Source organism: Hymenobacter sp. UYP22 (assembly GCF_040547285.1).
Lineage (GTDB): Bacteria > Bacteroidota > Bacteroidia > Cytophagales > Hymenobacteraceae > Hymenobacter.
The window spans coordinates 59,835-83,295 of the sequence record NZ_JBEPPK010000015.1 but is presented as its reverse complement, the minus strand read 5'-3'; the positions used below and the strand labels follow the sequence as shown (position 1 = coordinate 83,295).

20 protein-coding genes are annotated in these 23,461 nt (G+C 58.7%); 16 read left to right on the top strand and 4 right to left on the bottom strand.

Going from position 1 to position 23,461, the window contains the following annotated elements; all coding sequences use genetic code 11:
- Window positions 1-53: 53 nt before the first annotated feature.
- Window positions 54-3,251 (bottom strand): type IX secretion system periplasmic lipoprotein PorW/SprE, encoded by a 3,198-nt coding sequence (porW, locus tag ABIB60_RS18880; protein ID WP_354582036.1) that lies wholly within the window; start codon window positions 3,249-3,251, stop codon window positions 54-56.
- Between the two features lie 210 nt (window positions 3,252-3,461).
- Here porW and ABIB60_RS18875 point away from each other — a divergent pair, with 210 nt between their 5' ends.
- The 8 genes from ABIB60_RS18875 (at window position 3,462) to atpG (ending at window position 9,544) form a co-directional block, all read left to right on the top strand.
- A complete protein-coding gene (locus tag ABIB60_RS18875; protein WP_354582035.1) occupies window positions 3,462-3,710 on the top strand; it encodes an AtpZ/AtpI family protein in 249 nt (82 codons plus the stop codon).
- Window positions 3,711-3,824: 114 nt separating this feature from the next.
- On the top strand, window positions 3,825-4,232 hold the full coding sequence (locus tag ABIB60_RS18870) for a hypothetical protein (RefSeq protein WP_354582034.1): 408 nt from the start codon (window positions 3,825-3,827) through the stop codon (window positions 4,230-4,232).
- A gap of 33 nt (window positions 4,233-4,265) precedes the next feature.
- Window positions 4,266-5,330, top strand: a complete 1,065-nt coding sequence (gene atpB, locus ABIB60_RS18865; RefSeq protein WP_354582033.1) for a F0F1 ATP synthase subunit A — start codon at window positions 4,266-4,268, stop codon at window positions 5,328-5,330.
- A gap of 55 nt (window positions 5,331-5,385) precedes the next feature.
- Window positions 5,386-5,643, top strand: a complete 258-nt coding sequence (gene atpE / locus ABIB60_RS18860) for an ATP synthase F0 subunit C (protein ID WP_125432155.1) — start codon at window positions 5,386-5,388, stop codon at window positions 5,641-5,643.
- Between the two features lie 169 nt (window positions 5,644-5,812).
- Complete coding sequence (locus ABIB60_RS18855) at window positions 5,813-6,307, top strand: F0F1 ATP synthase subunit B (RefSeq protein WP_354582032.1); 495 nt, start codon at window positions 5,813-5,815, stop codon at window positions 6,305-6,307.
- Window positions 6,308-6,397: 90 nt separating this feature from the next.
- On the top strand, window positions 6,398-6,958 hold the full coding sequence (gene atpH / locus ABIB60_RS18850) for an ATP synthase F1 subunit delta (RefSeq protein ID WP_354582031.1): 561 nt from the start codon (window positions 6,398-6,400) through the stop codon (window positions 6,956-6,958).
- A gap of 6 nt (window positions 6,959-6,964) precedes the next feature.
- Entirely contained in the window at window positions 6,965-8,548 is a 1,584-nt protein-coding gene (atpA, locus tag ABIB60_RS18845; RefSeq protein WP_354582030.1) for a F0F1 ATP synthase subunit alpha, read from the top strand.
- A 105-nt stretch (window positions 8,549-8,653) separates the two neighbouring features.
- A complete protein-coding gene (gene atpG, locus ABIB60_RS18840) occupies window positions 8,654-9,544 on the top strand; it encodes an ATP synthase F1 subunit gamma (protein WP_354582029.1) in 891 nt (296 codons plus the stop codon).
- A gap of 70 nt (window positions 9,545-9,614) precedes the next feature.
- Here the strand turns inward: atpG and ABIB60_RS18835 are convergent, their stop codons facing one another.
- Window positions 9,615-10,340: an HAD family hydrolase gene (locus tag ABIB60_RS18835; protein ID WP_354582028.1), complete on the bottom strand. Its 726-nt coding sequence runs from the start codon at window positions 10,338-10,340 to the stop codon at window positions 9,615-9,617.
- Between the two features lie 123 nt (window positions 10,341-10,463).
- Between ABIB60_RS18835 and pafA the strand changes: the two genes are divergently transcribed.
- The 5 genes from pafA (at window position 10,464) to ABIB60_RS18810 (ending at window position 17,027) form a co-directional block, all read left to right on the top strand.
- Complete coding sequence (gene pafA / locus ABIB60_RS18830; RefSeq protein ID WP_354582027.1) at window positions 10,464-12,176, top strand: alkaline phosphatase PafA; 1,713 nt, start codon at window positions 10,464-10,466, stop codon at window positions 12,174-12,176.
- Window positions 12,177-12,324: 148 nt separating this feature from the next.
- Complete coding sequence (locus ABIB60_RS18825; RefSeq protein WP_354582026.1) at window positions 12,325-12,906, top strand: inorganic diphosphatase; 582 nt, start codon at window positions 12,325-12,327, stop codon at window positions 12,904-12,906.
- Between the two features lie 136 nt (window positions 12,907-13,042).
- Window positions 13,043-13,726 (top strand): DUF6766 family protein, encoded by a 684-nt coding sequence (locus ABIB60_RS18820; RefSeq protein WP_354582025.1) that lies wholly within the window; start codon window positions 13,043-13,045, stop codon window positions 13,724-13,726.
- A gap of 50 nt (window positions 13,727-13,776) precedes the next feature.
- A complete protein-coding gene (locus ABIB60_RS18815) occupies window positions 13,777-14,664 on the top strand; it encodes a UbiA family prenyltransferase (RefSeq protein ID WP_354582024.1) in 888 nt (295 codons plus the stop codon).
- A gap of 77 nt (window positions 14,665-14,741) precedes the next feature.
- The gene (locus tag ABIB60_RS18810) at window positions 14,742-17,027 is read left to right on the top strand and encodes a GH92 family glycosyl hydrolase (protein WP_354582023.1); all 2,286 of its coding nucleotides are present in this window, start codon (window positions 14,742-14,744) and stop codon (window positions 17,025-17,027) included.
- Window positions 17,028-17,068: 41 nt separating this feature from the next.
- Here ABIB60_RS18810 and ABIB60_RS18805 read toward each other — a convergent pair whose 3' ends face one another.
- Complete coding sequence (locus ABIB60_RS18805; protein ID WP_354582022.1) at window positions 17,069-18,592, bottom strand: NAD(P)H-hydrate dehydratase; 1,524 nt, start codon at window positions 18,590-18,592, stop codon at window positions 17,069-17,071.
- A 39-nt stretch (window positions 18,593-18,631) separates the two neighbouring features.
- Between ABIB60_RS18805 and ABIB60_RS18800 the strand changes: the two genes are divergently transcribed.
- The 3 genes from ABIB60_RS18800 to sdaAA all read left to right on the top strand — a co-directional run bounded on the left by ABIB60_RS18800 (window position 18,632) and on the right by sdaAA (window position 21,068).
- On the top strand, window positions 18,632-19,441 hold the full coding sequence (locus tag ABIB60_RS18800; protein WP_354582021.1) for a M949_RS01915 family surface polysaccharide biosynthesis protein: 810 nt from the start codon (window positions 18,632-18,634) through the stop codon (window positions 19,439-19,441).
- A gap of 89 nt (window positions 19,442-19,530) precedes the next feature.
- On the top strand, window positions 19,531-19,989 hold the full coding sequence (gene msrB / locus ABIB60_RS18795) for a peptide-methionine (R)-S-oxide reductase MsrB (protein ID WP_354582020.1): 459 nt from the start codon (window positions 19,531-19,533) through the stop codon (window positions 19,987-19,989).
- Window positions 19,990-20,162: 173 nt separating this feature from the next.
- On the top strand, window positions 20,163-21,068 hold the full coding sequence (gene sdaAA, locus ABIB60_RS18790; RefSeq protein WP_354582019.1) for an L-serine ammonia-lyase, iron-sulfur-dependent, subunit alpha: 906 nt from the start codon (window positions 20,163-20,165) through the stop codon (window positions 21,066-21,068).
- A 241-nt stretch (window positions 21,069-21,309) separates the two neighbouring features.
- Here sdaAA and ABIB60_RS18785 read toward each other — a convergent pair whose 3' ends face one another.
- On the bottom strand, window positions 21,310-23,343 hold the full coding sequence (locus tag ABIB60_RS18785; RefSeq protein ID WP_354582018.1) for a T9SS type A sorting domain-containing protein: 2,034 nt from the start codon (window positions 23,341-23,343) through the stop codon (window positions 21,310-21,312).
- Window positions 23,344-23,461 lie beyond the last annotated feature (118 nt).

The window sequence follows — 23,461 nt, the reverse complement described above, 5'->3', positions numbered from 1 at the left end:
CGTATCGGTCTGCAAAAGCCAGGGCTTTTCCTCTTTGCCTTCTGCCTGCAAAGTTAACGGTAGGTCTGCTGGTAGAAGCGCTGATACTCCTCCAGATTCTGCATTTGCAGCAGCACTGGCAGGTTGTCAATACTAATTACCACCGTTTGGTAACCCGCGCCGCGCAGCTTGCTTATCGGCGACTGGGGCCCGCGCAGCTTTAGCGCATAGTTCTGGGCCAGTTTAGCTCCGGGTAGAGTTTCCACGAGTAGCATTTCCTGGGTTGCACTCAATGGCTGTTGCCGCACCAACAGGCTGCTCGACTTAAAGTAGCGTACGTTATAGGCGCCGAGTTGGGCCGGCAAATCCTTCAGGGCCGGGGCATCCTTGGCGAATACCAGAATTACTGCATGCGAAGCCGTTGGGTTCGCCTTGAAGGGCGAAGCAGGGGCAGTAGGAGGAGCTACGGTTGCCGGAGCCGACTGCGTAACGGCTGTGGAGCCTGGGGTTGGGCTAGGCGTGGCGGAAACGGGGGGGGATGTAGTAGGCTGAGCAGCAGTTCCTGTAGCGGATACAGCCGGAGAGGAAGCAGGGGGTACTGTGGCCTTCACGGGTGCTACCTTTTTTCCTCGGGCCCGGGCTTGCGCGGCCGCCATACGGGCCGCTTTAGCAGTTTCCTCAGGGGTAGGCGGGGCTGGGGGAGCTACTGGCTCAGTAACTGCCGGCTGGCTTGGAGTGGCAGTAGTAGCCGCCGGAGCCCTATCGGTCGGCACTACAGCTGTTGGGGCCGGTGGGGTACCTGCCACGGACGTAGGAGCAGGAGTACTACCAACCGGAGCAGATGCTGGAGTAGAGGCTTTTGACCGTGCCATAGCTACCACCGGCGACTCATTTTCCTGGTAATAGATACGCATCCGGTTTTCTACCTCACCGGGGCGGAACACGGATATCGGGGGCTTATCGGTAGAAATCAGCGCGCCGGTAATCTGGCCTTCGTCGTACTTTTTGTACGTGGTTATCATAGCCACGGCCTGGTTGGCCAGGGGACTTTCCGGGTAAGCTTTATAGAACTTCTCCACCGCCGCTTTAGCGGCCACGGGCGGCTGCGTACGGATGGTCAGCAACGTGTTCAAGAAATCAACCTTATCATTCAGGTCGTTTTCCGGGTACTGTTTGCGGGTGCGGGCCAGTACCGCCGCTGATTTTTTGAATTCCTGCTTCTTGTAGAAAGTAAAGGCTGAATCGACCAGGATAGCCACCTGCGCGTTAGCCACCGACGTGCGGCGCAGGTATTCGGGGTCGGCTACCAGACGGGCGTAGGATGAGTTGGGGTAGGACTCCCGGAGCCGGACAGCATAACCTTCGGTCTTGCCCGTGTCGTTCTGCTCCTTGTACAGCAGGTACAGGATATACAGTGTTTCGGAGGTGTGCGGGCCTTTCGGGTAACGGGTAAGTAGCTTCTCGTAGGTTTCGGCGGCGCGAGCCGGCTCTTTCAGTTGCTGGTTATAGATGCCACCCAGCGCATATAGCGCCTCTTCCGTCTGCGCGTCTGATTGCTGCAGCTGAGTACTCGTCAGTGGCAGGTTTTGGCGGTAGGAGCTTATCAGGGTATTTAGCTGGACCGCTGGGTCGAGGGAGGTGCCGGGCTGTTCGGTGCCGTTCACAACGGTATTGCTGTTGCCGGCAATGCTAACCGGTACATTGCCCCCACGGGTTGTTACCGCCGAGTTGCTGGCCTGGTTTACCGTCCGCCAGTTGTCCTGCAGCGGACGGTCGCCCCAGCGCCGAATAAAGTCGTTGCGAGCCGTACTCAGGGCCGTGGGGTTATCGAAGTACCATTTGGCCCCCGTGTTGCCGGCCAGGAAATCCTCCGCACTCACGTTGGGCTGCAGGTCGCGGCTGTTGCTGAGGCCGGTGGCAGTTTGAGCTTGTCCGCGCTGGGCTTCTACCGCTTGGCGGGCTGCCAAAGCCTCGGCGGCTTTGCGTTGCCGGTCCAGCTCAGCCTGGGCATAGGTCGTCAGCCGGGTGCGGAGCGTGGCGGTATCCAGGCGGGCCAGGGTTTGCAGGCTGTCCTGGGTTTCGATGACGGTGAGCTGCTGCGCAAAATCCTTTAGAATAGCGGCCCGCTCAGCCGTAGCAGCGTAGTCGGGGGCTTCCCGGGGCAGGTTCTGTACCGTGCTGTCGTAGTACGCTGCCGCCAGACGGTATTTCTGCAGGTTTTCGTAGTAAATGCGGCCGTCCAGCAAGTAGGTGTACGACTTCTGCGCCCGGTTGGTGGTAGGCACGCGGGCCGACTTCTGTAGCAGCGCCAAGGCCTCGGGGTAGCGTTGCTGCCGGTATTCCAGCCGCGCCATTTCGTAATAGATCTTGTCGCGGTACTCCTTGTTCTTAGTATCCTTCAGCAGCTTGGCGAAGTACTTATCCAGCCGTGCCCGATCGTTCTGGTTCAAGTCTGAAACCTGACCCAGCATCAGCTTGCTGTAGAAGTCCAGCTCATAGGGTGGATTCTTCTTCAGAATCTGGTTGAGTTGGGCGTAGGCCTGCTTATCGTCGCCTTGGTTTTGGTACAGCTGCGCCAGAATGTAGCGGGTGCGCGACTGTTCGTTCTTCGGCTCGATGTAAGGAATAGCCTTTTCCAGGTTCTCGATGGCGCGGGCCGGTTCGCCTACTTGCAGGAAGTAGTCGGCCCGGGTCAGGAACAGCTCCCGGGCGTTGGCCTCCGAGCCCTGCTCCTTATCCAGAAGGTCGGAAACGGCGGCGGCATTTTCCAGCTCCTTCAGGGCCACAAACGTGCGCATCAGCCAAATCAGGGCTTCATGGCGGGTATTGGAGTCCTTGCTGGTGGTATTTACGTACTTAAAGGTCTTGGCCGCGTCCTCTAACTCTCGTTTGTAGTAGCGCGCTTTGCCGATGAGCAGGTAGCTGTCATCTGTCCAGTCGGAGCCGGGGCGGTGCTGCACTGGCAGAGAGGCCTTCTTGATAATGTCGTCCATGTCGGCCGTGGCGCGGGCCACAGTGGCATCATCCAGGGTAGGGAATATGGGCAGGACGCGGTTGTAGTCGTTGAGACGGGCGGCGTTCAGCGTGATTTCGGTGGCCCGCAGCTTTTCCCGCGCTAGAAAGTACGCGTTGTCGCGCGCTACCACATTATCGTACGCGTGCCCAATTAATGAGGGGCGCTCCGAGGCACACCCGGCAATGCCAGCTGCCAGCACCACAGTGGCCGAAGAGGCAGAAAGTACGCGTAAAAACAGAGAAGGTGTCGTTGTCAAAGCGGCAGAGAAGCTCAGGACAGAAAAGATGTTGACCGGAAAACGCAGCACTCCGTCCAAATCGTTCGGCGGTGCGCACTTCCCCAACGAAGCAGCGTAGGTAAAAGTACAGGTTTCCCGGCTACCCGTAATCCAAGTACGGGCTGGGGCCGGTTGCTAACCCGCTACCACGTAATTTTGTCGTTCCTACCGCCTTTGGTTTGTCTGCTCATGACTTCGCCCACCCCACAACCACCCCGCCCCGATCCAGAAAACAACGCCGACCGGATGCGCTCTGTAGCCCGCTACTCCGGCATCGGGGCCCAAATGCTGGCTACCATTGGCCTCAGCACCTGGGCCGGCTACTGGCTTGATGGGCACTTCCAGAACAAAACGCCGTGGTTTACGCTGAGCCTGATGCTGCTGGGCCTGTTTGCGGCCTTATATAACGTCATCCGTTCCGTGTCGAAGGACCAGTAATGCTCCAAGTTGTTACGGGCGTAGGGCAGAATCTAAGTTGACCGTCAGTACAGTACCCAGACTCCTATTCTCATCCATAGAATGGCAGTTCTTTCATTCTTAACCTCACAGCCATTGAAGTCTTTTCTCCGCACATATATAGGCTTTTCCTTGTTACTGGGCTTTATCCTATATGCCCTGTACAGCCAGTTTGGGCCGCGCATTGTGCATCCGTTTACGGTGTACACGTTCAGCTTCTTCTTTCTGCTGACGTTGCTCACCTATTGGGTCATTGCTAAGCTCGTGCAGAGCGACGCGCAAAACTTTATGGTCGCCTATATGGGTAGCATGGTTGCACGGTTGCTTTTGTCCCTTACGCTGGTGCTGGTGTACCTTTTTACCGGCGGGCGGCACGAGGGCAGCGGCCGCTGGGCTTTCCTCGGGAGCTTCTTTCTCTTGTATTTTCTGTTTGCCGGGTTTGAAGTGTGGAGCGTTCTGAGTAACTTGCGCCCGTTTTCAAAACCGGGTGAAAATCCAAGATGAAGGTTTTGTGAACCCCACCCCAATCCCCTCTGAATGAAGCGCTTACTTTTAGCACTCTTCTGCTTCCTCTCGTTCTCTGTCTACGCTAACGAACCGACGGCCACTACCGCGGAAGCCACCGACAAGGAGGCCTTCAGCCCCGGGGAGATGATTCTGCACCACATCGGTGATTCGCACGAGTGGCACTTTGCCACCCTGGGCAATGAAGAGCACGGTACGCATTTCACCTTGCCGCTGCCCGTAATTGCCTACCGCCCGGCCCACGGCCTGAGCGTATTCTCCTCCTCGCAGCTGGCCGAAGGCAAAGTGTACAACGGCATGAAGCTCGAGCACGAGCACTTGGTGTCGGAAGATGGTAGCAAGGTATACGACTTCTCCATCACCAAAAACGTAGCCTCCCTGCTGTTGAGCGCAGCACTGCTGCTCATCGTATTCTCGGCCGTAGCCCGCGGCTACGTGAAGCGCGGCAGCGGTGCCCCCAAAGGCATCCAGTCCTTTTTCGAGCCCATCATCGTGTTTATCCGCGACGAGGTAGCCAAGAAATCCATCGGCCCGAAGTACGAGCGGTACATGCCCTACCTGCTCACGGTGTTCTTCTTTATCTGGTTCAACAACCTGTTGGGCCTGATGCCCGGCGGTGCCAACCTCACCGGTAACATTGCCGTTACGCTGACCTTGGCCGTGCTGACCCTGCTCATCACCCTGTTCAGCTCCAACAAGAACTACTGGCACCACATCTTTGCTACGCCCGGCGTACCCAAGGCCCTGCTGCCCATCATGATTCCGGTGGAGCTAATCGGCATCGTGGTAAAGCCTTTCTCCCTGATGGTGCGTTTGTTCGCCAACATCACGGCCGGCCACATTGTAACGTTGAGCTTCATCTCGCTCATCTTCATTTTCCAAAGCATTTACGTAAGTCCGGTTTCGGTTGCTTTCGGCCTGTTTATTAACGTGCTGGAACTGATGGTAGCCATTCTGCAGGCCTATATCTTCACGCTGCTGACGGCCATGTACATTGGCGGCGCAGTAGAAGAGCACCACGACGCCGACTACCAGATGGGCGGTGGCGACGGCGCGGAGCCGGCCCACGCGCACTAAGCTTTCACCACCCCCTTGATTTTTTTGTTTTTCACTCCCCACAAACCATTTTTTTATGCTTCTTTCTCTGTTGCTGCAACTCGCTAACTCCGTTGGTCTGGCTGTATTTGGTGCCGCTATCGGTGCCGGTCTGGTTGCTCTGGGCGCCGGTCTGGGTATCGGCCGTATTGGTGGTCAGGCTATGGAGGCCATCGGTCGTCAGCCTGAGGCTTCGGGCAAAATCCAAACTGCCATGCTGATCGTAGCCGCCCTGATTGAAGGTCTGGCGCTGTTCGCAGTAGTAGTCTGCCTGCTGATTTCGTTCAACCTGTAGGGTTTGAGATAGTACAAGAGCAGCCCGCTGCGCGCGTCGCTTCAGCGCACGGCGTAGCGGGCTGTCTTGGCTTTTCTGGTACCGGACTGCGCCGGTAAGCGGCGGAACTAACGTCCGAATTGTAGCAGTTACCGGCACCTATCACTCACACTACCTACTAGTTTTCCAGATGTCAATTGTAACGCCCGAATTAGGCCTTATTTTCTGGCAAATCTTCATCTTCGGCATCGTTCTGTTGCTGTTGCGTGCATTTGCCTGGAAGCCCATCCTGGCCTCGCTGAAAGAGCGGGAAAGCTCCATCGAAGGCGCTCTGCGCATGGCCGACCAGGCCAAGCTGGAGATGCAGGAGCTGAAAGCCGGCAACGAAAAGCTGCTGGCTGAAGCCCGCATGGAGCGTGACCGTATTCTGAAGGAAGCCACCGACGTTTCGAACCAGCTCATTGAGCAGGCCAAAAACAAGGCAACCGAAGAAGGCAGCCGCATGATCCTGCAAGCCCGCGAAGCCATTCAGAACGAGAAAAACTCTGCTCTGGCCGAGGTGAAGAACACCGCCGCCAAGCTTTCCATTGATATTGCTGAGCGCATCCTGCGCCGCGAGCTGGCCGACCAGCCCGCCCAGCAGCAACTCGTGGACTCGTATCTGCAAGAAGTGAAATTGAATTAGTAGTGAGTATCGAGTATTGAGTAGTGAGATTCGCCTTGCCGGATAACCGCCAACTCAATACGCACTACCAACTACTCAATACTGAAATCAATGTCTGAACTACGAGTTGCCTCCCGTTACGCGAAGTCGTTGCTGGATTTGGCGGAGGAGCGCGGGACGCTGGAGCAGGTAAAGCAGGACATGGACTTGTTCACGAAAGTGCTGGACGAGAACCGTGAGCTGCGCTTGTTGCTGCGCAACCCTATTGTGAAGCACGATAAAAAACTAGCCATCCTGAACGCGGTGTTCACCGGCAAGGTATCGGATATCACAAGCAAGTTCTTCACCATTATCACGCAGAAGAACCGTGAAAGCGCACTGGAGTTTATTGGCACCGAGTTTCAGCGCCAGTACAACCAACTGCGCGGCATGCAGCTAGCCGAGGTAACCACGGCGGCTCCGCTGGATGCGCCTACCCGCCTGCAAGTCGTTCAGCTGGTGCGCCAGCAAACCGGCCAGCAGGATGTTACCCTGACCGAGAAAGTTGATCCGGCGCTGATTGGCGGCTTCGTACTGCGCATCGGCGACAAGCTGATTGATGACTCGGTAAGCTACCGGTTGCGCAAGCTGCGCACCGAATTCTCAAAGAACCCCTACCACTCTTTAGTATAACCCACCATGGCAGAAGTACGTCCGGATGAAGTATCCGCCATTCTGCGGGAACAACTCTCCAACTTCAAAACCGAAGCCGAACTCGAAGAGGTAGGTACGGTTCTGCAGGTTGGTGACGGTGTAGCCCGTATCTACGGTCTGGGCAAAGCCCAGTCGGGGGAGTTGCTCGAATTTGAAAACGGCCTGCAGGCCCTGGTGCTAAACCTGGAAGAAGATAACGTAGGTGCCGTAATGCTCGGTGACTACTCTGAAATCCGGGAAGGTGCTACGGTGCGCCGTACCAATAAAATTGCATCCATTAAAGTAGGTGAAGGCATCATTGGCCGCGTGGTAAACACGCTGGGCCAGCCCATCGACGGCCGTGGCCCTATCCAGGGCGACACCTATGATATGCCCCTGGAGCGTAAAGCTCCCGGTGTAATTTACCGTCAGCCGGTAAACGAACCCATGCAGACGGGTATCAAGGCTATTGACGCCATGATTCCAATCGGCCGGGGCCAGCGTGAGCTGATCATCGGTGACCGTCAGACGGGTAAGTCGACGGTAGCCCTTGACGCCATCCTGAACCAGCGCGAATTCTTCGAGCGTGGTGAGCCGGTTTTCTGCATCTACGTAGCCGTGGGCCAGAAAGCTTCGACCGTGGCGCAGGTAGTAAACGCCCTGACCAAAGGCGGTGCGATGGACTACACCGTAGTAGTGTCGGCATCGGCTTCGGATCCGGCTCCCATGCAGTTCTTTGCTCCCTTCACCGGTGCTGCCATCGGCGAGTTCTTCCGTGACACCGGCCGTCCGGCTCTGGTAGTATACGATGACCTCTCCAAGCAGGCCGTAGCGTACCGCGAAGTGTCGCTGCTGCTGCGTCGTCCTCCCGGACGTGAGGCGTACCCCGGTGACGTATTCTACCTGCACAGCCGCCTGCTGGAGCGCGCCGCGAAGATCAACGCTTCGGACGCCATTGCCCAGGACATGAACGACCTGCCCGCCAGCATCAAGCACTTGGTGAAAGGTGGTGGTTCGCTGACGGCTCTGCCCATCATCGAAACCCAGGCTGGTGACGTTTCGGCGTACATTCCGACCAACGTAATTTCGATTACGGACGGCCAGATCTTCCTCGAAACCAACCTCTTCAACTCGGGTGTGCGTCCCGCCATTAACGTAGGTATCTCGGTATCGCGCGTAGGTGGTAACGCCCAGATCAAGTCGATGAAGAAGGTAGCCGGTACGCTGAAGCTTGACCAGGCGCAGTTCCGCGAGCTGGAGGCCTTTGCCAAATTCGGCTCCGACCTAGATGCCTCGACCAAGCTCACCATCGAGCGGGGCCGTCGTAACCTGGAAATCCTGAAGCAGCCCCAGTTCTCGCCCCAGAAGGTGGAGGATCAAGTGGCCATCATCTACGCCGCTACCAACGGTTTGCTGGACCAAGTGCCAGTGAACAAGGTGCGCGAGTTCGAGCGTGAGTTCACGCAGGTGATGAACACCCGCCACCCCGAGGTGCTGCAAGGCCTGAAGGCTGGCAAACTGGACGACACCACCACCGGCGCTATCCGTCAGGTGGCCAAGGACCTGTCGTCGGTGTACGCCGGTAAATAGCTCCAGGATAAAGGATGAAAGGATTAAGGATAAAGGAGCTGTTCAATAGATGGACAAGCTGCTTAATCCTTAATCCTTCATCCCTAATCCTTAATCCTTAATAATATGGCTAGCTTAAAAGAAGTTCGGAGCCGCATTACGTCGGTGCAGAGCACGCAGCAGATTACCAAAGCCATGAAAATGGTGGCGGCCGCCAAGCTGCGTCGGGCTCAGGATAACATCCTGCGCATGCGCCCCTATGCCCAGCGGCTCAACAGCATTCTGGGCAACCTTACGGCGCTGGCCGGCGAGGATGTGGTAAGCGAGTACGCGGAGCAGCGCGAGGTACGCCGGGTACTGATTATTGCCGTTACCTCCGACCGGGGCTTGGCTGGTGCCTTCAACAGCAACGTGTTTAAGGGCGTGAATGCCGTGGTGCAGGAACGCTACGCAACGCAGGCTGCCGCCGGCAACGTAGCCTATATGGCCATCGGCAAGAAGGCACACGACTTCTTCGGCCGACGCGGTGCGCTGGTGGGCAACTACACGCACGTGTTCGGCAAGCTCTCGTTCGATACGGTGCGCGAAGCGGCCGAGCAAGCCATGGACGGTTTCCGGGAAGGCCAGTACGATGAGGTGGTGATGGTGTACAACGAGTTCAAAAACGTGGCTACCCAGATTGTTCGGACCGAGCAGTTGCTGCCGCTGCTGCCTGCTGAACTGCCCGCCGGATCTTCGGCTACCTCGAACGTCGATTACATCTTCGAGCCCTCGAAGGAGGAAATCGTGCGTACCCTGATTCCGCAGTCGTTGAAGGTGCAGCTGTACAAGGCGGTGCTGGAAAGCAACGCCTCGGAGCATGGCGCCCGCATGACGGCTATGGAAAAAGCTACCGAAAATGCCGGTGAGCTGCTCAAGTCGCTCAAGCTGACCTACAACCGGACCCGCCAGGCGGCCATTACCACCGAGATTCTCGAAATCGTGGGTGGTGCTGAAGCGTTGGCTGCCAGCCGCTAAGGTTTCGCCTGAATCAAAAAACAAACGGCCCGCTTCCGGAAGGAGGCGGGCCGTTTTGCTGTTGCGCGCATTACAGCTGAGCGTACTGCCGTTTGGCAAGCTCCCGGCTGGGCTGGGGTAGTTTCGGATTTTGGTTCAGCAACTCCAGAATCCGCTGCGGCGTAAGTTGGGTGAAATCGGGGATGGTGAGGAGCGGGGCCTGGAAATCGGCGACTTTGAGATTAGTGGTAACCCCGATGCAATGCATGCCGGCGCGGTAAGCCGCTTGCTCGCCCAAAATGGCATCTTCAACTACTACGCACCGCTCGGGCGGAATACCCAGTCGGCGGGCGGTAACGGTGTAGGTTTCGGCGTGGGGCTTGCCTTTATCCACGTCGTCCTTGCCCACTATTACGTCGAAATACTGGCGCAGGTCTAGGTGGTCGATGATGTACTCAATGGTATCGGTAGCGGAGCCAGTGCCTAGGCCAATGCGGAAACCGGCCGCGCGGGCGGCCTGCAGAAACCGGGTGAGGCCAGGCACTTCCCGCCGCTTGTTCCAGTACAGCACCCGGTACAGAAACTCCCGCTGGGCGGCGTACTCTTTGAGTTGTTTTTCGGGAACGGGGTTGGTGAAAACAGTCTTGAGAATGTTGGTGGCCGGCATACCATTGAGGCGGCGCAACAGTTTGCGGGCGTTAGTGGTCAGGCCCAGGTCGCGGAATAGCAATTGGAAGGCTTTGGCTTGCTCGGAGGTGTTATTGATGAGCACGCCATCCATGTCGAAAATGAGGGCGTAAGGCTGAACAGTAGGCATGTAAGTGGTGGTATACGTGGCAGAAGCTCCCAGCGTAGTACGCAACTCCGGCGAGGCAGGGCTATCTTTGCAGTTCCGAACCCAGCAGGGCCTAAAGGTGCTGCTTCATACTTTCTTTCCGCCTTGAAAACACCCTTGAGCCTACTGCTGGCCGCTACCCTGGCGGTTCCGGCCTTTGCCCAGAAAGCCGGCAAACCCCTTGAGCGCCCCAAACTGGTGGTGGGCATTGTGGTGGACCAGATGCGCTACGATTACCTCTACCGCTACTGGAACAAGTACGGCCGCGGCGGCTTTCGCCGCCTGCTGGGCGAGGGGTTCAGCTACGAAAACGCCCACTATAACTACGTGCCCACTTACACCGGCCCGGGCCACGCCAGCATTTACACCGGCACCACGCCCTCGGTGCACGGCATTATCGGCAACAATTGGCTGGAGCGGGAGCAGGGCCGGGGCACCTACGTAACGGAGGATAATACCGTGCAGGCCGTAGGCGGCACAGCGGCCGCCGGCCAACAGTCGCCGCGCCACATGCTCACCACTACCATCACCGACGAGCTGCGGCTGGCTACTAATTTCCAGAGCAAGGTGATTGGAGTGTGCATCAAAGACCGGGGCTCCATTCTGCCAGCCGGGCACGCGGCCAATGCCGCGTATTGGTACGATGGGGCCAATGGTGCCTTTATTACCAGCACCTTTTACGCCCAGCAGCTGCCCGAGTGGGCTACGAAGTTCAACGCCGAGAACCGAGCCGCCAAGTACCTGGATCAGCCCTGGAACACGCTGCTGCCCATTGCGCAGTACACCGAAAGCTCCCCGGATGATGTAGCGTGGGAGGGCGCCTTCAAGGGTGAAGCCAAGCCGGTATTCCCCCACGATTTGCCCGCCCTGAGCGCCGCGCCCACCCGGGCCGTGAAAGGCAACATGGAGGCCGCCGGCGAAAAAGCGCCCGTAGCCACCGCCCGCAACCTCGACCTGATCCGCTCCACTCCCTTTGGCAACTCGCTCACCCTGGACTTTGCCCTGGAAGCCATGCGGGCCGAGCAGCTGGGCCAGCGCGGCCAGACTGATTTCCTGGCCCTGAGCTTCAGCAGCACCGACTATGTCGGCCACCAGTTTGGGCCGAACTCCATTGAGGCCGAGGATACGTATTTGCGCCTTGACCGGGACTTGGAACGGCTGTTCAGCTACCTCGACAAAGCCGTGGGCCGCAAGCAGGCGCTGGTATTCCTGAGTGCTGACCACGGCGCGGCCCACTCGCCCAATTTCCTGATTGACAAGAAAATACCGGCCGGCTCGGTGGGGCCGGGCCTCATGCGCGACTCGGTGCAGCGCAAGCTACAGCAGCTGCACGGCCCTGGCAAATGGGTGCTCAGCTACGAAAACCAGCAGGTGTACCTGAACCGCCCCCTGCTTGCCGAGAAGAAGCTGGACCTCTATCAAGTGCAGCGCGAGGTGGCGGGCATTATGCTCAGCTTTGCGGGCGTAACGCGGGCCCTGGCCGCCGAGGATGTGCAGAAGTCGCACTGGGAAAGCGGGATGCTGATGTACCTGGAAAACGGCTACTTCCCCAAGCGCAGCGGCGACGTGCTGGTAGTGCTGGAGCCGGGCTGGCTGGAGTCGTACCAGTTTCCCATCAACAAGGGTACTACCCACGGCTCCTCGGGCAATTATGACACCCACGTACCAGTAGTGTTCTGGGGATGGCACGTAAAGCACGGACAGTCTTCAGCTCCGGCAAAGATTACCGATATTGCACCCACCATTGCCCGCTGGCTCCATATTCAGGAACCTGATGGCTGCACCGGCCAACCGCTGCCGGAAGTGCTGGGCTGGTAACTGGTTTTTGGTTATTCGTTTTCGGTTTTTTGTTTCAGCCGCTTGTCTGACTATACATGCCGACATCCGAGAACAGGTAGCTAAAGCGAATAACTAAAGATCAGAAGCCAAAAACGAACAACGAACAACCAAAAACCAATACCCATTAATGGCTCACTTTAACCCCTGGCACGACGTAGAGCGTGGCGAAGACGCTCCCAAAATCGTTAACGGCATCATTGAAATTCCCAAAGGCTCGAAGGGCAAATATGAGCTGGACAAGGACAGCGGCCTGCTGAAGCTGGACCGTGTGCTGTTCTCAGCGGTGCATTATCCGGCCGCCTACGGCTTTATCCCGAAAACGTACTGCGACGATAAAGATCCGCTCGACATTCTGGTGCTGTGCTCGGTGGATATCGTGCCCATGTGCCTGGTGGATGCCAAGGTGATTGGGGTGATGCAGATGATTGACCAGGACGAGGAAGACGACAAAATCATTGCCGTGGCCGCCAACGACGTATCGGTGAACCACTACAACGATATTGCCGACCTTCCCCCCCACACTCTGCTGGAAATGCAGCGCTTCTTTGAGGATTACAAAGCCCTGGAGCACAAGCAAGTAACCGTAGAGCGTTTTATGGGCCGGGAAGATGCTTACCGCATCATCGAAGACAGCATTCAGCTGTACGAAAAAACTTTCCCCAAGGGCAACCCCAAAGATGAAGAGGACGTAAAGGAGGCCCTGAGCTAATCCACCCTACTTCCTTCTACACACCGTGCAGCCCCCGGTCGTCATTCCTGACGCCGGGGGCTGTTGCGTTTAAGAGCTGCATTTTCCGGCTCAACCGTAGCATCTTTCCGCCGGGGGCTTTGCGTATGAGGAGCCCATGCCCAACCATCCGCCAACATCCCGCTTTCTTCGGTTCCTCTACGAAAATAGCCTGCTGCTGCTGGGCACGTCCCTGGTAATAGGTACGTTAGTGGGGCAGTTTTTTACCGGCTGGCACGAGTACAATTCTGAGCTGGAAGACTTGGGGCTGGCTGCCTTGAGCGTAGGGCAGTACGCCCGCTCCGGGCATTTCCTGGAGGCAACTTTCGAGAACTGGGAAAGTGAGTTTCTGCAAATGGGCCTTTATGTGGTGCTCACCGTCTGGCTGCGACAGCGCGGCTCCTCCGAGTCCAAGAAGCTCTATGAGCAGGAAGAAGTAGACAAGGAGCCCGACCCCGGCAAAGAGGACGCTCCGGGCCCTGTAAAGTGTGGGGGCTGGCAGTTAGCCCTGTACCGCCGTTCCCTCAGTATTGCTTTCTTTCTGCTATTTTTCGGCTCTGTGTGGCTGCATGCTCAAGGTGGGGCCGAGGTGTACAGCATCGAGCAGCGGCAGCATGGTAAACCGGCCGTAACCACTCTGGAGTACATGGCTACCAACCGGTTCTGGTTTGAGTCGCTCCAGAATTGGCAGAGCGAGTTTCTCTCCATCGTCTCTATTGTCGGACTGTCGATATTCCTGCGGCAGCACGGCTCCCCGGAGTCCAAGCCGGTGGATGCAGCGCACGGCGACACGGGCAAGTAGGGCGGAGTGGCAGGGTTCAGTGGTATCTTGCTCACTCAACCCGTCTGCCCGTGTCTACCTTGTTTCACCTGCTTCGCCGCTGCCTTGATGCCGTGCTGTACAGCAGCACCTGGCTGGCGGGGGCTGCGCTGGGGCTGATGTGGGCCACGTTTCTGTTCTGGCAGGTACACATTCCGGCGCGGTTGGGTGGGCTGATTTTTTCGGCCACGCTCTTCCTCTACAACCTCGACAGTGTGCTGCCCTATAAGCAAGGCCAGCACCCCGGCCTATCCAAGCGCAAACAGTGGATGCAGCGGCATCGGCGCACGTTGCTGGTAGTAGCCCTGGTAGCCGGGTTGGTGGCGGGGGCGCTATTTCTGCTGGATGCGCGGTTGCTGCGCCTCACCCCGTTTCTGTTGCACCTGGGCCTGATTTCGGTGCTGTACTCCATGCCCTTGCTGAAGCGGCAGGGCCGCTGGTGGGCCCTGCGGGATTTACCGTTGCTGAAGGTCTTTCTGATTGCCTACGTCTGGGCTGGCGTAACGGTGTGGGTGCCGGCGTTGTACTTGGGCCGGGAGCTAATGGAGCCAGTGGTGTGGCTGTTGTTTCTGCGGCGCTTCCTGTTTATTCTGGCGCTGGCCTTCGTGTTTGACATTCGGGACCATACCAAGGACCAGGCTACCGGCACCCGTACGTTTCCGGGCATTTTCGGTATCAGGACTACCAAATACATAGCGCTGGGTGCCTTGGCCATAGCGGCGGCGCTGGTACCACCCGGTACCCCGGCAGGCCAGGGGGTAGCGTTGTTTTTACCCATAGTGGCGGCAGCGCTGGTTATTTGGTTTGCGGAGGAAAGGCGCCCCGACTACTACTTTGCCCTGCTGACGGATGGTGTAATGGTGCTGCAATTTCTGGCCGTATGGTGGGCCACGCGGGGGCAGGCGGTAGGGTTTCGCTGAAAACGTGCGGGTTCCTGCCCAAAAACGACTATTCTTGCCCGGCCTGTGCGGTACAGGCCCCGGAACTTAGGTGCATTATGCTGAAACTGTTATGGGCTGGTATGGCCCTGCTGAGCTGTCTGGTAGTGGGAATGGCCCAAGGCCAAACGCCCGACCCGGTAGAGTTGGTAAACCCCTTGATGGGCACCGATTCCAAGCCCAGTCTCTCCAACGGCAACACGTATCCGGCCATTGCGCTACCCTGGGGCATGAACTTTTGGCTGCCCCAAACCGGCAAAATGGGAAGCGGCTGGGCCTACCAATACTCCGCCGACAAGCTCAAGGGCTTCAAGCAAACCCACCAGCCCTCGCCCTGGATGAACGACTACGGGCAGTTTGCCCTCATGCCCATCACCGGCAAGCTGCGGTTTGAGGAGGAGGAGCGAGCCAGCTGGTTTTCGCACAAAGCGGAGGTAGCCCAGCCCCACTACTACAAGGTATACCTGGCCGACCACGACGTAACCGCCGAGCTAACCCCCACCGAGCGGGCCGCCCGTTTCCGCTTCACCTTCCCCCAAACCGACAGTGCCTACGTGGTGCTGGACGCCCTCGACAAAGGCTCCCACGTCCAGATTTTGCCCCAGCAGCGCCGCATCATTGGCTATACCACCCGCAACAGCGGGGGAGTGCCGGCCAATTTCAAGAATTACTTCGTGCTGGAGTTCGACCACTCGTTCAGCAGTAGCACCATCTACCAGGATAAGGTGCTGGATGGCAAGCTGCTGGAAGCTACTGGAGGCCACACTGGCGCGGTAGTGGGCTTCAAAACCCGTAAGGGTGAGCAGGTGCAGGTACGGGTGGCCTCGTCGTTTATCAGTCCGGAGCAGGCCCTGCGCAACCTGGAGCAGGAAATTGGGGCGGCAGATTTTGAGGCCGTGAAGCAGAAAGGCCACGCGGCCTGGGCGCAGCAGCTAGGCCGCATCAAGGTAGGAGGCGGCTCGGAGGCCCAACAGCGCACGTTTTATTCCTGCCTGTACCGCAGCCTGTTATTTCCGCGCAAGTTTTACGAGCTGGATGCCGCGGGTAAGGCGGTGCACTACTCGCCCTACAACGGGCAGGTGCTGCCCGGTTATATGTACACCGATACGGGTTTCTGGGACACGTTCCGGGCGCTATTTCCCTTTCTCAATCTGCTGTACCCCAGCGTAAACAGCCAGATTCAGGAAGGGCTGGTGAATACCTACAAGGAAGGTGGCTGGCTGCCGGAGTGGGCCAGCCCCGGCTACCGCAACATCATGGTGGGCAACAACTCGGCCTCCATTGTGGCCGATGCCTACCTGAAAGGGGTGCGGGGCTATGACGTTAATGCCCTGTACGAAGCCGCCTTGAAAGGGGCCAACAACCAGGGCCCAATGGAAGCCGTGGGCCGGGCCGGCGCGGGCTACTACACCAAGCTCGGCTACGTGCCCTACGATGTCAAAATCAACGAAAGTGCGGCCCGTACCCTGGAGTACGCTTACGATGACTTCGCCATTGCCCAACTAGGCAAAGCCTTGGGCCGGCCCAAAAAGGAAGTGCAGCTCTACGAAAAGCGCAGTCAGAACTACCGCAACCTCTTCGACAAGCAAACCGGGCTGATGCGGGGCAAAAACCAGAACGGTACGTTCCAGTCGCCCTTCAACCCGTTCAAGTGGGGCGACGCTTTTACGGAGGGCAACAGCTGGCACTACACCTGGTCGGTATTTCATGATGTGCAGGGCCTGATGAACCTGATGGGCGGCCCTAAGCAGTTTGTGGCCGCGCTGGATACCGTGTTTACCCTGGCTCCGGTGTTCGATGCTTCCTACTACGGCTCCGTCATCCACGAAATTCGGGAAATGCAGATTGCGGGCATGGGCAACTACGCCCACGGCAACCAGCCCATCCAGCACATGACCTACCTGTACAACTACGCCGGTCAGCCCTGGAAAACGCAGTACTGGGTGCGCGAAACCCTCAACCGCCTCTACCAGCCCACCCCCGACGGCTACTGCGGCGACGAGGACAACGGCCAGACCTCGGCCTGGTACGTATTTTCGGCCCTGGGCTTCTACCCGGTGTGTCCCGCCACCAACCAGTACGTGCTGGGCGCCCCCCTCTTCCCTAAAGTAACGTTGACCCTGGAAAACGGCAAGCAGGTAGTCCTAAACGCGCCCAACAACAGCGCCGCCAACCGTTACATCAACGGGTTGAAAATCAACGGGCAGGACTACCCGCAAAACTGGCTGAGCCATGAGGCCCTGATGCAGGGTGCCACCTTAGATTTTGATATGACTTCGCAGCCCAACCGTAGCCGGGGCAACACGTTGCAGGCCGCACCATTCTCGGTATCGAAAACCCGGTAGCCGACCTCACCCCCTGTCCCCCTCTCCTCGAGGAGAGGGGGCTAGGGGGTGAGGTTCGCATCGGTCAGCTCCTGCAGCGCCGGCCCAATAGAGTGCACAATATCACCAGCCACGAGGCCCGCCTCCCCGGTTTGCCGGGCGACCAGGTCGCCGGCCCGGCCGTGGGCGTAGAGGCCAAGTAAGGCCGCATGGAGGGGCGAGAGGCGTTTGTCGGCGCGCAGGGCCAGGAGCAAGCCGGTCAGCACGTCGCCGCTGCCGCCGGTGGCCATGCCGGGGTTGCCGGTGCTGTTAAAGTACACCTGGCCATCGGGCGTAGCCAAAGCCGAGTAAGCGCCTTTCAGCACGCAGTAGCAATGGTAGTGCCGCGTAAAGGCCCGAAGCTGCTCCAGACGGTGGTAATCGTCCCGGGCGGGCTCGCCTACCAGCCGCTCAAACTCCTTGGGGTGGGGGGTAAGCAGCGTATCGGGCGGCAGCAAATCCAGTAGCTCCCGGTTGGCCCCCAGCAGGTTCAGCGCGTCGGCATCCAGCACTAGCGGCACCCGGGCGGCTTGCAACAGCTGGCGTAGCACCTCCCGGCTGGCATCTGTTTGGCCCAAACCCGGCCCGATGCCCACGGCAGCGTAGGACTTCAGATCGGGCAGTTCGGTGAGGAAATCCGGTGCTGGGTCAGTCAGGCACATGGCTTCGGGTACGGCAGTTTGCATAATAGCGTACCCCACCCGCGGCACTTGCACCGTCAGGAGCCCCACCCCACCACGCAGACAGGCACTAGCGGCTAATACCGCCGCCCCAATTTTACCTTGGCTGCCAGCCAAGAGCAACGCGTGGCCAAATGTACCTTTGTGGCTGAACCTCGGGCGCTTCGGTAGCCGGCCCCGCATAAAGTTATCCTCAATAAAATAGTTATCCACAGGCATTTTGTGGATAACTGCCTGTTCCAACCCAATCGGGAGAACTTGCCATTCCCCCACATACTCCGCATTGCCAGGCAGCAGGAAGGCGAGCTTGGGCAACTCAAAGCATAGCGTGTAGTGCGCCTGCACAACTGGGCTGGCGGGCGGCTGGGGTGCGTCGGTAAGCAGGCCCGAGGGCATATCCACCGCAACCCGGAGGGCCGGGCTCTGGTTCAGGTGCGCTACTACCTCGGCCACTACGCCCGTGAGCGGCCGACTAAGTCCGGTGCCAAATAAGGCATCAACCAGTACCGCGTCGGCTGGCAGCTCCGGGAACCGGGCTGACTTTAGCTCATCACAGGCAACGTCAGCAGGCAGCCGTTGGAGGTTAGCCAGAAAATCAGCCGAGTATTTTCCGGCGGGCAGCAGCCACACGGTGGGGGTGTAGCCCGCCTCGTGGAGCAGGCGCGCCAGGGCCAGCCCGTCGCCGCCATTATTGCCGGGGCCACAGAATAGGTGAAACGGCGTCGCGTAGGCCGGGCGCAGCTGCGTGAGTAGCCAGTCAAGCAACGCCGTGGCCGCGCGCTCCATTAGCTCCAGGGAGGTAATGCCCTGCGCTTTGATGGTGGCTTGGTCGAGGGTGCGGGTTTGGGCGGCGGAGAGGAGCTTCATATTCTGCCTATACTTGGAACCTGGTTTATCAGATACATCATGCGCGCTATTCTCTGGCTGGCGACGCTGCCCTTGCTGGCAGCCTGCTCCGAACAACGTTCCTCGCCCGAAACCACGACGGCTCCCGCTGTTCCGGCCACAGCACCTGCGGCCGCTATTCCCGTTGATGCCGACAACGTAGTCCGCGTGCAGGATCTGCCGCTCAATCAGCTGCCGGCCGGAGTGCCCCGCCAACCGGGCCGGGTGCTGGAACTGAAGCAGTGGACTGATCAGAATGGATTAAACCTGCTGGTACTCACTCGCACGCCCGTCCGCGACGACCCGCCCCAACCCGACGGGCCGGAAGAAGCGCAGTCGGTCGATATGTACGCCCGCCAGTATGTGCAGCGGGCCGGCCAGCGCCAGTGGCAGGAGCTGTGGCACTTGCAGGATGGAGTGGCGGGCTGCCCATTCGATCTGGGGCTGGGACCTGTGCCGGGTGCTACCTCCGTAACCGACCTGGATGCCGACGGGCTCACGGAAACGACGCTACTCTATTCGCTTACCTGCACCAGCGACGTGAGCCCGGCTACGCTTAAGCTCATTCTGCACGAGGGCAAGGCCAAATACGCGTTGCGCGGCTATACCGTGGTGCAGTACGATTCAATTCCGGCCTCAGAGCGCCGGCCCGCCAATGCCTGCTGTCTGGATACTATTAGCGCGGCGCGGCTGGAAGAGCATTACGAACTGTTTGGTGGGCGCTACGAAAACGAGAAAGACTTCAGGAAAGCTCCGCCGGCTTTTCTGCGTTTTGCGCGGCAGGAATGGCAGCGCTGGTCGGTGCGAGGAAATACGCTGGAAGAGTTGTAGGGTGCCTCCCTAACGCAACAGTGGAAAACTTCCGGCCCAGCCCCCGCGTTTGCACAGTAGTTGAATTGCTGACCTTATCCTCGACAACCATGCAAACCTGGAATGATGTAATCCGGCTGGCCAACCACGGCGGCCCGGCCCCCGATAAACGAGTAGAAAAAACCGACGCCGAATGGCGCGCCCAGCTCACTCCCGAGCAGTACCACGTTACGCGGGAACACGGCACGGAGCGGGCCTTTACTGGCGAGTACTGCGAAGCCCACGAGGCGGGCCTGTACGCCTGCGTATGCTGCGGCACTCCGCTCTACGATTCCCGCACCAAGTTCGAGTCCGGTACGGGCTGGCCCAGCTTCACCCAGCCCGTGAAGGAAAACGCCATCCGCTACAAAAAGGACACCAGCTACGGCATGACCCGCGTGGAAGTGCTCTGCAATGTGTGCGACGCCCACCAGGGGCACGTTTTCCCCGACGGGCCCCCACCCTCCGGCCTACGCCTGTGCATCAACTCGGCCTCGGTGAAGCTGGTGAGTGAGCGGCAGGAGGCGTAGTAGCCTACCATCCTTAGTGAGTTCACAAATACCCCGGCGCCAGGCGCCGGGGTATTTGTTTGAGGGCCGCTACCAGAACTGCCAAATTTCTGCCGACTTTCGTAGCCCGCTTCCGCAACTTGCCGGAAACGGTCCGTGTTACTGCTGCTTTCCCACCCCATTTTCCACCCACCATGTCCTTGCTTTTCACTGATTTTGCCAGTTGGCAGGCCCACTGTGCCAGCACCGGCGAACCGCTTTATCAGCCCGTACTCGCCTACGAAATTGAGCAGAAAGGCCGCACCGAGGAGCAGATCTGGACGGGCCTGCAGCGGGCCTACGATGTAATGCGTGACGCCGTGCACACCGGCCTTACCCAGAACATGACCTCCCGCTCGGGCATGGTAAATAATGGGGCCAAGAAAATTGCCGCCTCACCCGTTACGGTGCTTTCGCCGGAGTTCAAAAATCTGGTAACCCGGGCGTTGGGAGCTAAGGAAGTGAATTCGTGCATGGGCCGGGTGGTAGCCGCGCCCACGGCCGGAGCCTCGGGCATTCTGCCGGGCGTGCTGGTTACGCTCCAGGATATTCACAAGCTGGAAGACCGGGCCATTTTGGAAGGGCTGCTGGTAGCGGCGGGCGTGGCCCTCATTATTGAGCAGAACGCTTCGTTGGCTGGGGCCGTGGGCGGCTGCCAGGCCGAAACCGGCTCAGCGGCGGCCATGGGGGCGGGGGCTATTGTCTACTGTCTGGGCGGCTCGGTGGAGGAAACGTTTGCGGCCGTGGCGATTACCATTCAGTGCATGCTGGGCCTCGTCTGCGACCCGGTGGCGGGCCTGGTGGAAGTACCCTGCGTGGTGCGCAACGCCTCAGCCTCGGCCATTGCCTTCAGCTCCGCCCAAATTGCCATTGCCGGCGTCGACCCCGTAATTCCCGTGGACCAGTGCGTGGCCGCCCTCGGCGAAGTGGGCCAGAGCATGGAAACCCGCTACAAGGAAACCGCCCTCGGTGGCCTGGCCAACACTACTCGGGGCCGCGAAATCGAGAAAATGGTGCTGGTGCAAGACGTCCAGATTCTGCCCGACGAGGAAACGGAATAAGGCCGCCCCTGTGGTTGAATAAGCAAATCAAAACAGACCGTCATGCTGAGCGAAGCTGGAGCATCTCTACCGCTTCGTTTGTAAGATTAAGTTAGCCAGAAGTAGAGATGCTTCGGCTTCGCTCAGCATGACAGGCGAATTATAAAGACTATCAACTTTTCGAGCAGCCTTCAACGCAAAAGCCCCACCGAACTCTAGTTCGGTAAGGCTTTTCTCATGGGAGCCTGAATGAAAGTATTGATTAACGCTTCAGCAGTTTTTCGCGCTGCTGAGAGCCATCGGGCAGGGTGAGGTGGAGGAAGTAGGTTCCGGCAGGTAGCCGGTCCAGGGCATCCAGCGCAATTTCGGCGGCTCCAACTTCCACCTGCGTGGTGGCGCGGTACACTTCCCGGCCGAGGCCATCAAGCAGGCTGGTGGTTACGGTGCCCGCCACGGCCGACTGTATCGGGGCTCGTAGGCTGTAGCTGAACGGGTTGGGGTACACGGTGCGCGCGGCCACGCCGAAAGCTACCGTGCGCGGGCCATATAAGGTGGCCTGGCCATTGAGGTCGAGCTGACGCAGGCGGTAGTAGCGCAGGCCACTTTTGCCGGTTTCCCGGTCGGTGTACTGATAGGTGCGGGCCTGCTGGGAGTTGGCCGAAGCAGCGGGTACGGTTGCCAGCGTGCGGAACACCTGGCCGTTGGTAGATACCTGTACCTCAAAGCCGGCATTGTTGAGTTCCTGGGCGGTGGCCCAGCGCAGCAGCGCGTCGGAACCCTGGCGCTGCGCTTCAAAGCTGGTGAGCGTAACGGGCAAAGGGTTGTTCCGGTCGCCCAGCGTGAAGAAACTCAGCCGATCCACTCCTGCTTTGGTTATGTCATTGGCATTCTGATCCTGCCCGTCTTTGCCCACAAACCCCCAGGTAGCCCCGCTGTTCTGCGACTGGAACAGTACCAGATCTGCCTCCGGAATGCCGTTTAGCTCACGGTCGAGGTAGCGGAAGACGATGGTAGCATTCAGCCCTCCGTTCACATCGGGCACGAGGTTGAACTGGCGCTGCACACTTTGGCTGCTACCGGCTCCCGAAAAAGTAAGGCCCGTAAGGCGGGAAGCTAGGGTCTGGCCGGCGGCGCGGCCGGTGGTGGTCAGCGTGAAGCCTATGTTGCCAAAGTCCTGAGCTACGCCCAGCGTCACCAGTCGGTTGGTTTGCACCACGCCCAGCAAGAAGCTGCTTTCCGTTTCGTTCTCAATGCGGGCGTTGGCAAACAGGTTGATATTGAAAACGTTCGGGTCGTTGACGGAGGTTTGCAGAATACCGCTGACAAACGTAAGCCGCCCCACAATGCTGGCCGTGTTGGTCAGCGTTTTCACACCACCACCCTCAACGCGGACGTTAAAAAATACGTCGCCATCAAACTGCTGGTCGCCGGTGCGAGCAAGTACAAAAAAGCCGCCGCTCTGCTCATAGCCTGAGGCTGGGTTGGAGAAATTACCAAATACCTGTAGCTCGCCCTCCGTCAGGCGCAGCACGGCGCGGTTGGTAGGGTCGGTGCCGGCTACGGTGAGGTTGCGGGTTTGTGCGATGCCAGCGGTAATATCCGGAAAATTGATGGGGCCTACCGGAATCAGGGCGTCGGTTAGGGCCGTGGGTACGCCGGCCGTCCAGTTGTTGTCGTTAAACCAGTTGGTGCCCTGGCTACCCGTCCAGGTGGTGGTAGCGGGCGTAGCCCCGGTTACTGTGAAGGTGGCGCGGTAATTTTGCCCTCCCCGGCTGTCGTATACCTGGTAGCCATTGCCGTTGTTCACGCCGCTGCCCTCAAAGTACACCTCCAGAATATAGGTGCCATTGCCATTGGTGCGGGCCAACAAATCGAGGTTAGCAGTGAGTACATCCCACTTTTCGTTGGTGGGGTTGCCATCTACGCCCCGGGCCCGGAAGCCCAGCTCAATCGACTGAAAGCCGGCTGCCGCCGTGCCCTGGCGGTAGAGGCGGTAGTAGAGGCGGGTAGCCTGAATATCGTCGCCGTTATTCTCAAACGTGTTGGCTTCCGCGCCATTAAGCAGCAGTTGGCCGGTAGTACGGTCAAACGACCCGAGGCTACCCCCAAAATTGGGGTTGCCAGTGTCAGTCAGTTCCGTGTCATAATACACATTACCCTGGCCGGAGTTGAGGACCACGAAGTTCTTATAGAAGCCGGAACCAGCCCAGGCGGGAGCCGCCAACAGGAGGAAAAGCAACAATGCTCCCAGCCGCCGGGAAGTACTATTCCCAAATTGGTAGATGAATGTAATCATATAGGTAAAGCGAAAGTAAAAGCGCAGAAAATCAACTAGGTTCCTGTCCCAGGTTGAGCACAGTTGGGGCGCTTAACGCAGGTGTGCCGGAAAAGTTGAAGTAGGTTTGCTAAAATAA

What these genes read in the sequence shown, in the direction of transcription:
- ABIB60_RS18875 (WP_354582035.1), top strand. Translation starts at nt 3,462, where the DNA reads ATGACTTCGCCCACCCCACAACCACCCCGCCCCGATCCAGAAAACAAC.
- atpB (WP_354582033.1), top strand. Translation starts at nt 4,266, where the DNA reads ATGAAGCGCTTACTTTTAGCACTCTTCTGCTTCCTCTCGTTCTCTGTC.
- atpE (WP_125432155.1), top strand. Translation starts at nt 5,386, where the DNA reads ATGCTTCTTTCTCTGTTGCTGCAACTCGCTAACTCCGTTGGTCTGGCT.
- ABIB60_RS18855 (WP_354582032.1), top strand. Translation starts at nt 5,813, where the DNA reads ATGTCAATTGTAACGCCCGAATTAGGCCTTATTTTCTGGCAAATCTTC.
- atpH (WP_354582031.1), top strand. Translation starts at nt 6,398, where the DNA reads ATGTCTGAACTACGAGTTGCCTCCCGTTACGCGAAGTCGTTGCTGGAT.
- atpA (WP_354582030.1), top strand. Translation starts at nt 6,965, where the DNA reads ATGGCAGAAGTACGTCCGGATGAAGTATCCGCCATTCTGCGGGAACAA.
- atpG (WP_354582029.1), top strand. Translation starts at nt 8,654, where the DNA reads ATGGCTAGCTTAAAAGAAGTTCGGAGCCGCATTACGTCGGTGCAGAGC.
- ABIB60_RS18835 (WP_354582028.1), bottom strand. Translation starts at nt 10,340, where the DNA reads ATGCCTACTGTTCAGCCTTACGCCCTCATTTTCGACATGGATGGCGTG.
- ABIB60_RS18825 (WP_354582026.1), top strand. Translation starts at nt 12,325, where the DNA reads ATGGCTCACTTTAACCCCTGGCACGACGTAGAGCGTGGCGAAGACGCT.
- ABIB60_RS18820 (WP_354582025.1), top strand. Translation starts at nt 13,043, where the DNA reads ATGCCCAACCATCCGCCAACATCCCGCTTTCTTCGGTTCCTCTACGAA.
- ABIB60_RS18810 (WP_354582023.1), top strand. Translation starts at nt 14,742, where the DNA reads ATGCTGAAACTGTTATGGGCTGGTATGGCCCTGCTGAGCTGTCTGGTA.
- ABIB60_RS18805 (WP_354582022.1), bottom strand. Translation starts at nt 18,592, where the DNA reads ATGAAGCTCCTCTCCGCCGCCCAAACCCGCACCCTCGACCAAGCCACC.
- ABIB60_RS18800 (WP_354582021.1), top strand. Translation starts at nt 18,632, where the DNA reads ATGCGCGCTATTCTCTGGCTGGCGACGCTGCCCTTGCTGGCAGCCTGC.
- msrB (WP_354582020.1), top strand. Translation starts at nt 19,531, where the DNA reads ATGCAAACCTGGAATGATGTAATCCGGCTGGCCAACCACGGCGGCCCG.
- sdaAA (WP_354582019.1), top strand. Translation starts at nt 20,163, where the DNA reads ATGTCCTTGCTTTTCACTGATTTTGCCAGTTGGCAGGCCCACTGTGCC.
- ABIB60_RS18785 (WP_354582018.1), bottom strand. Translation starts at nt 23,343, where the DNA reads ATGATTACATTCATCTACCAATTTGGGAATAGTACTTCCCGGCGGCTG.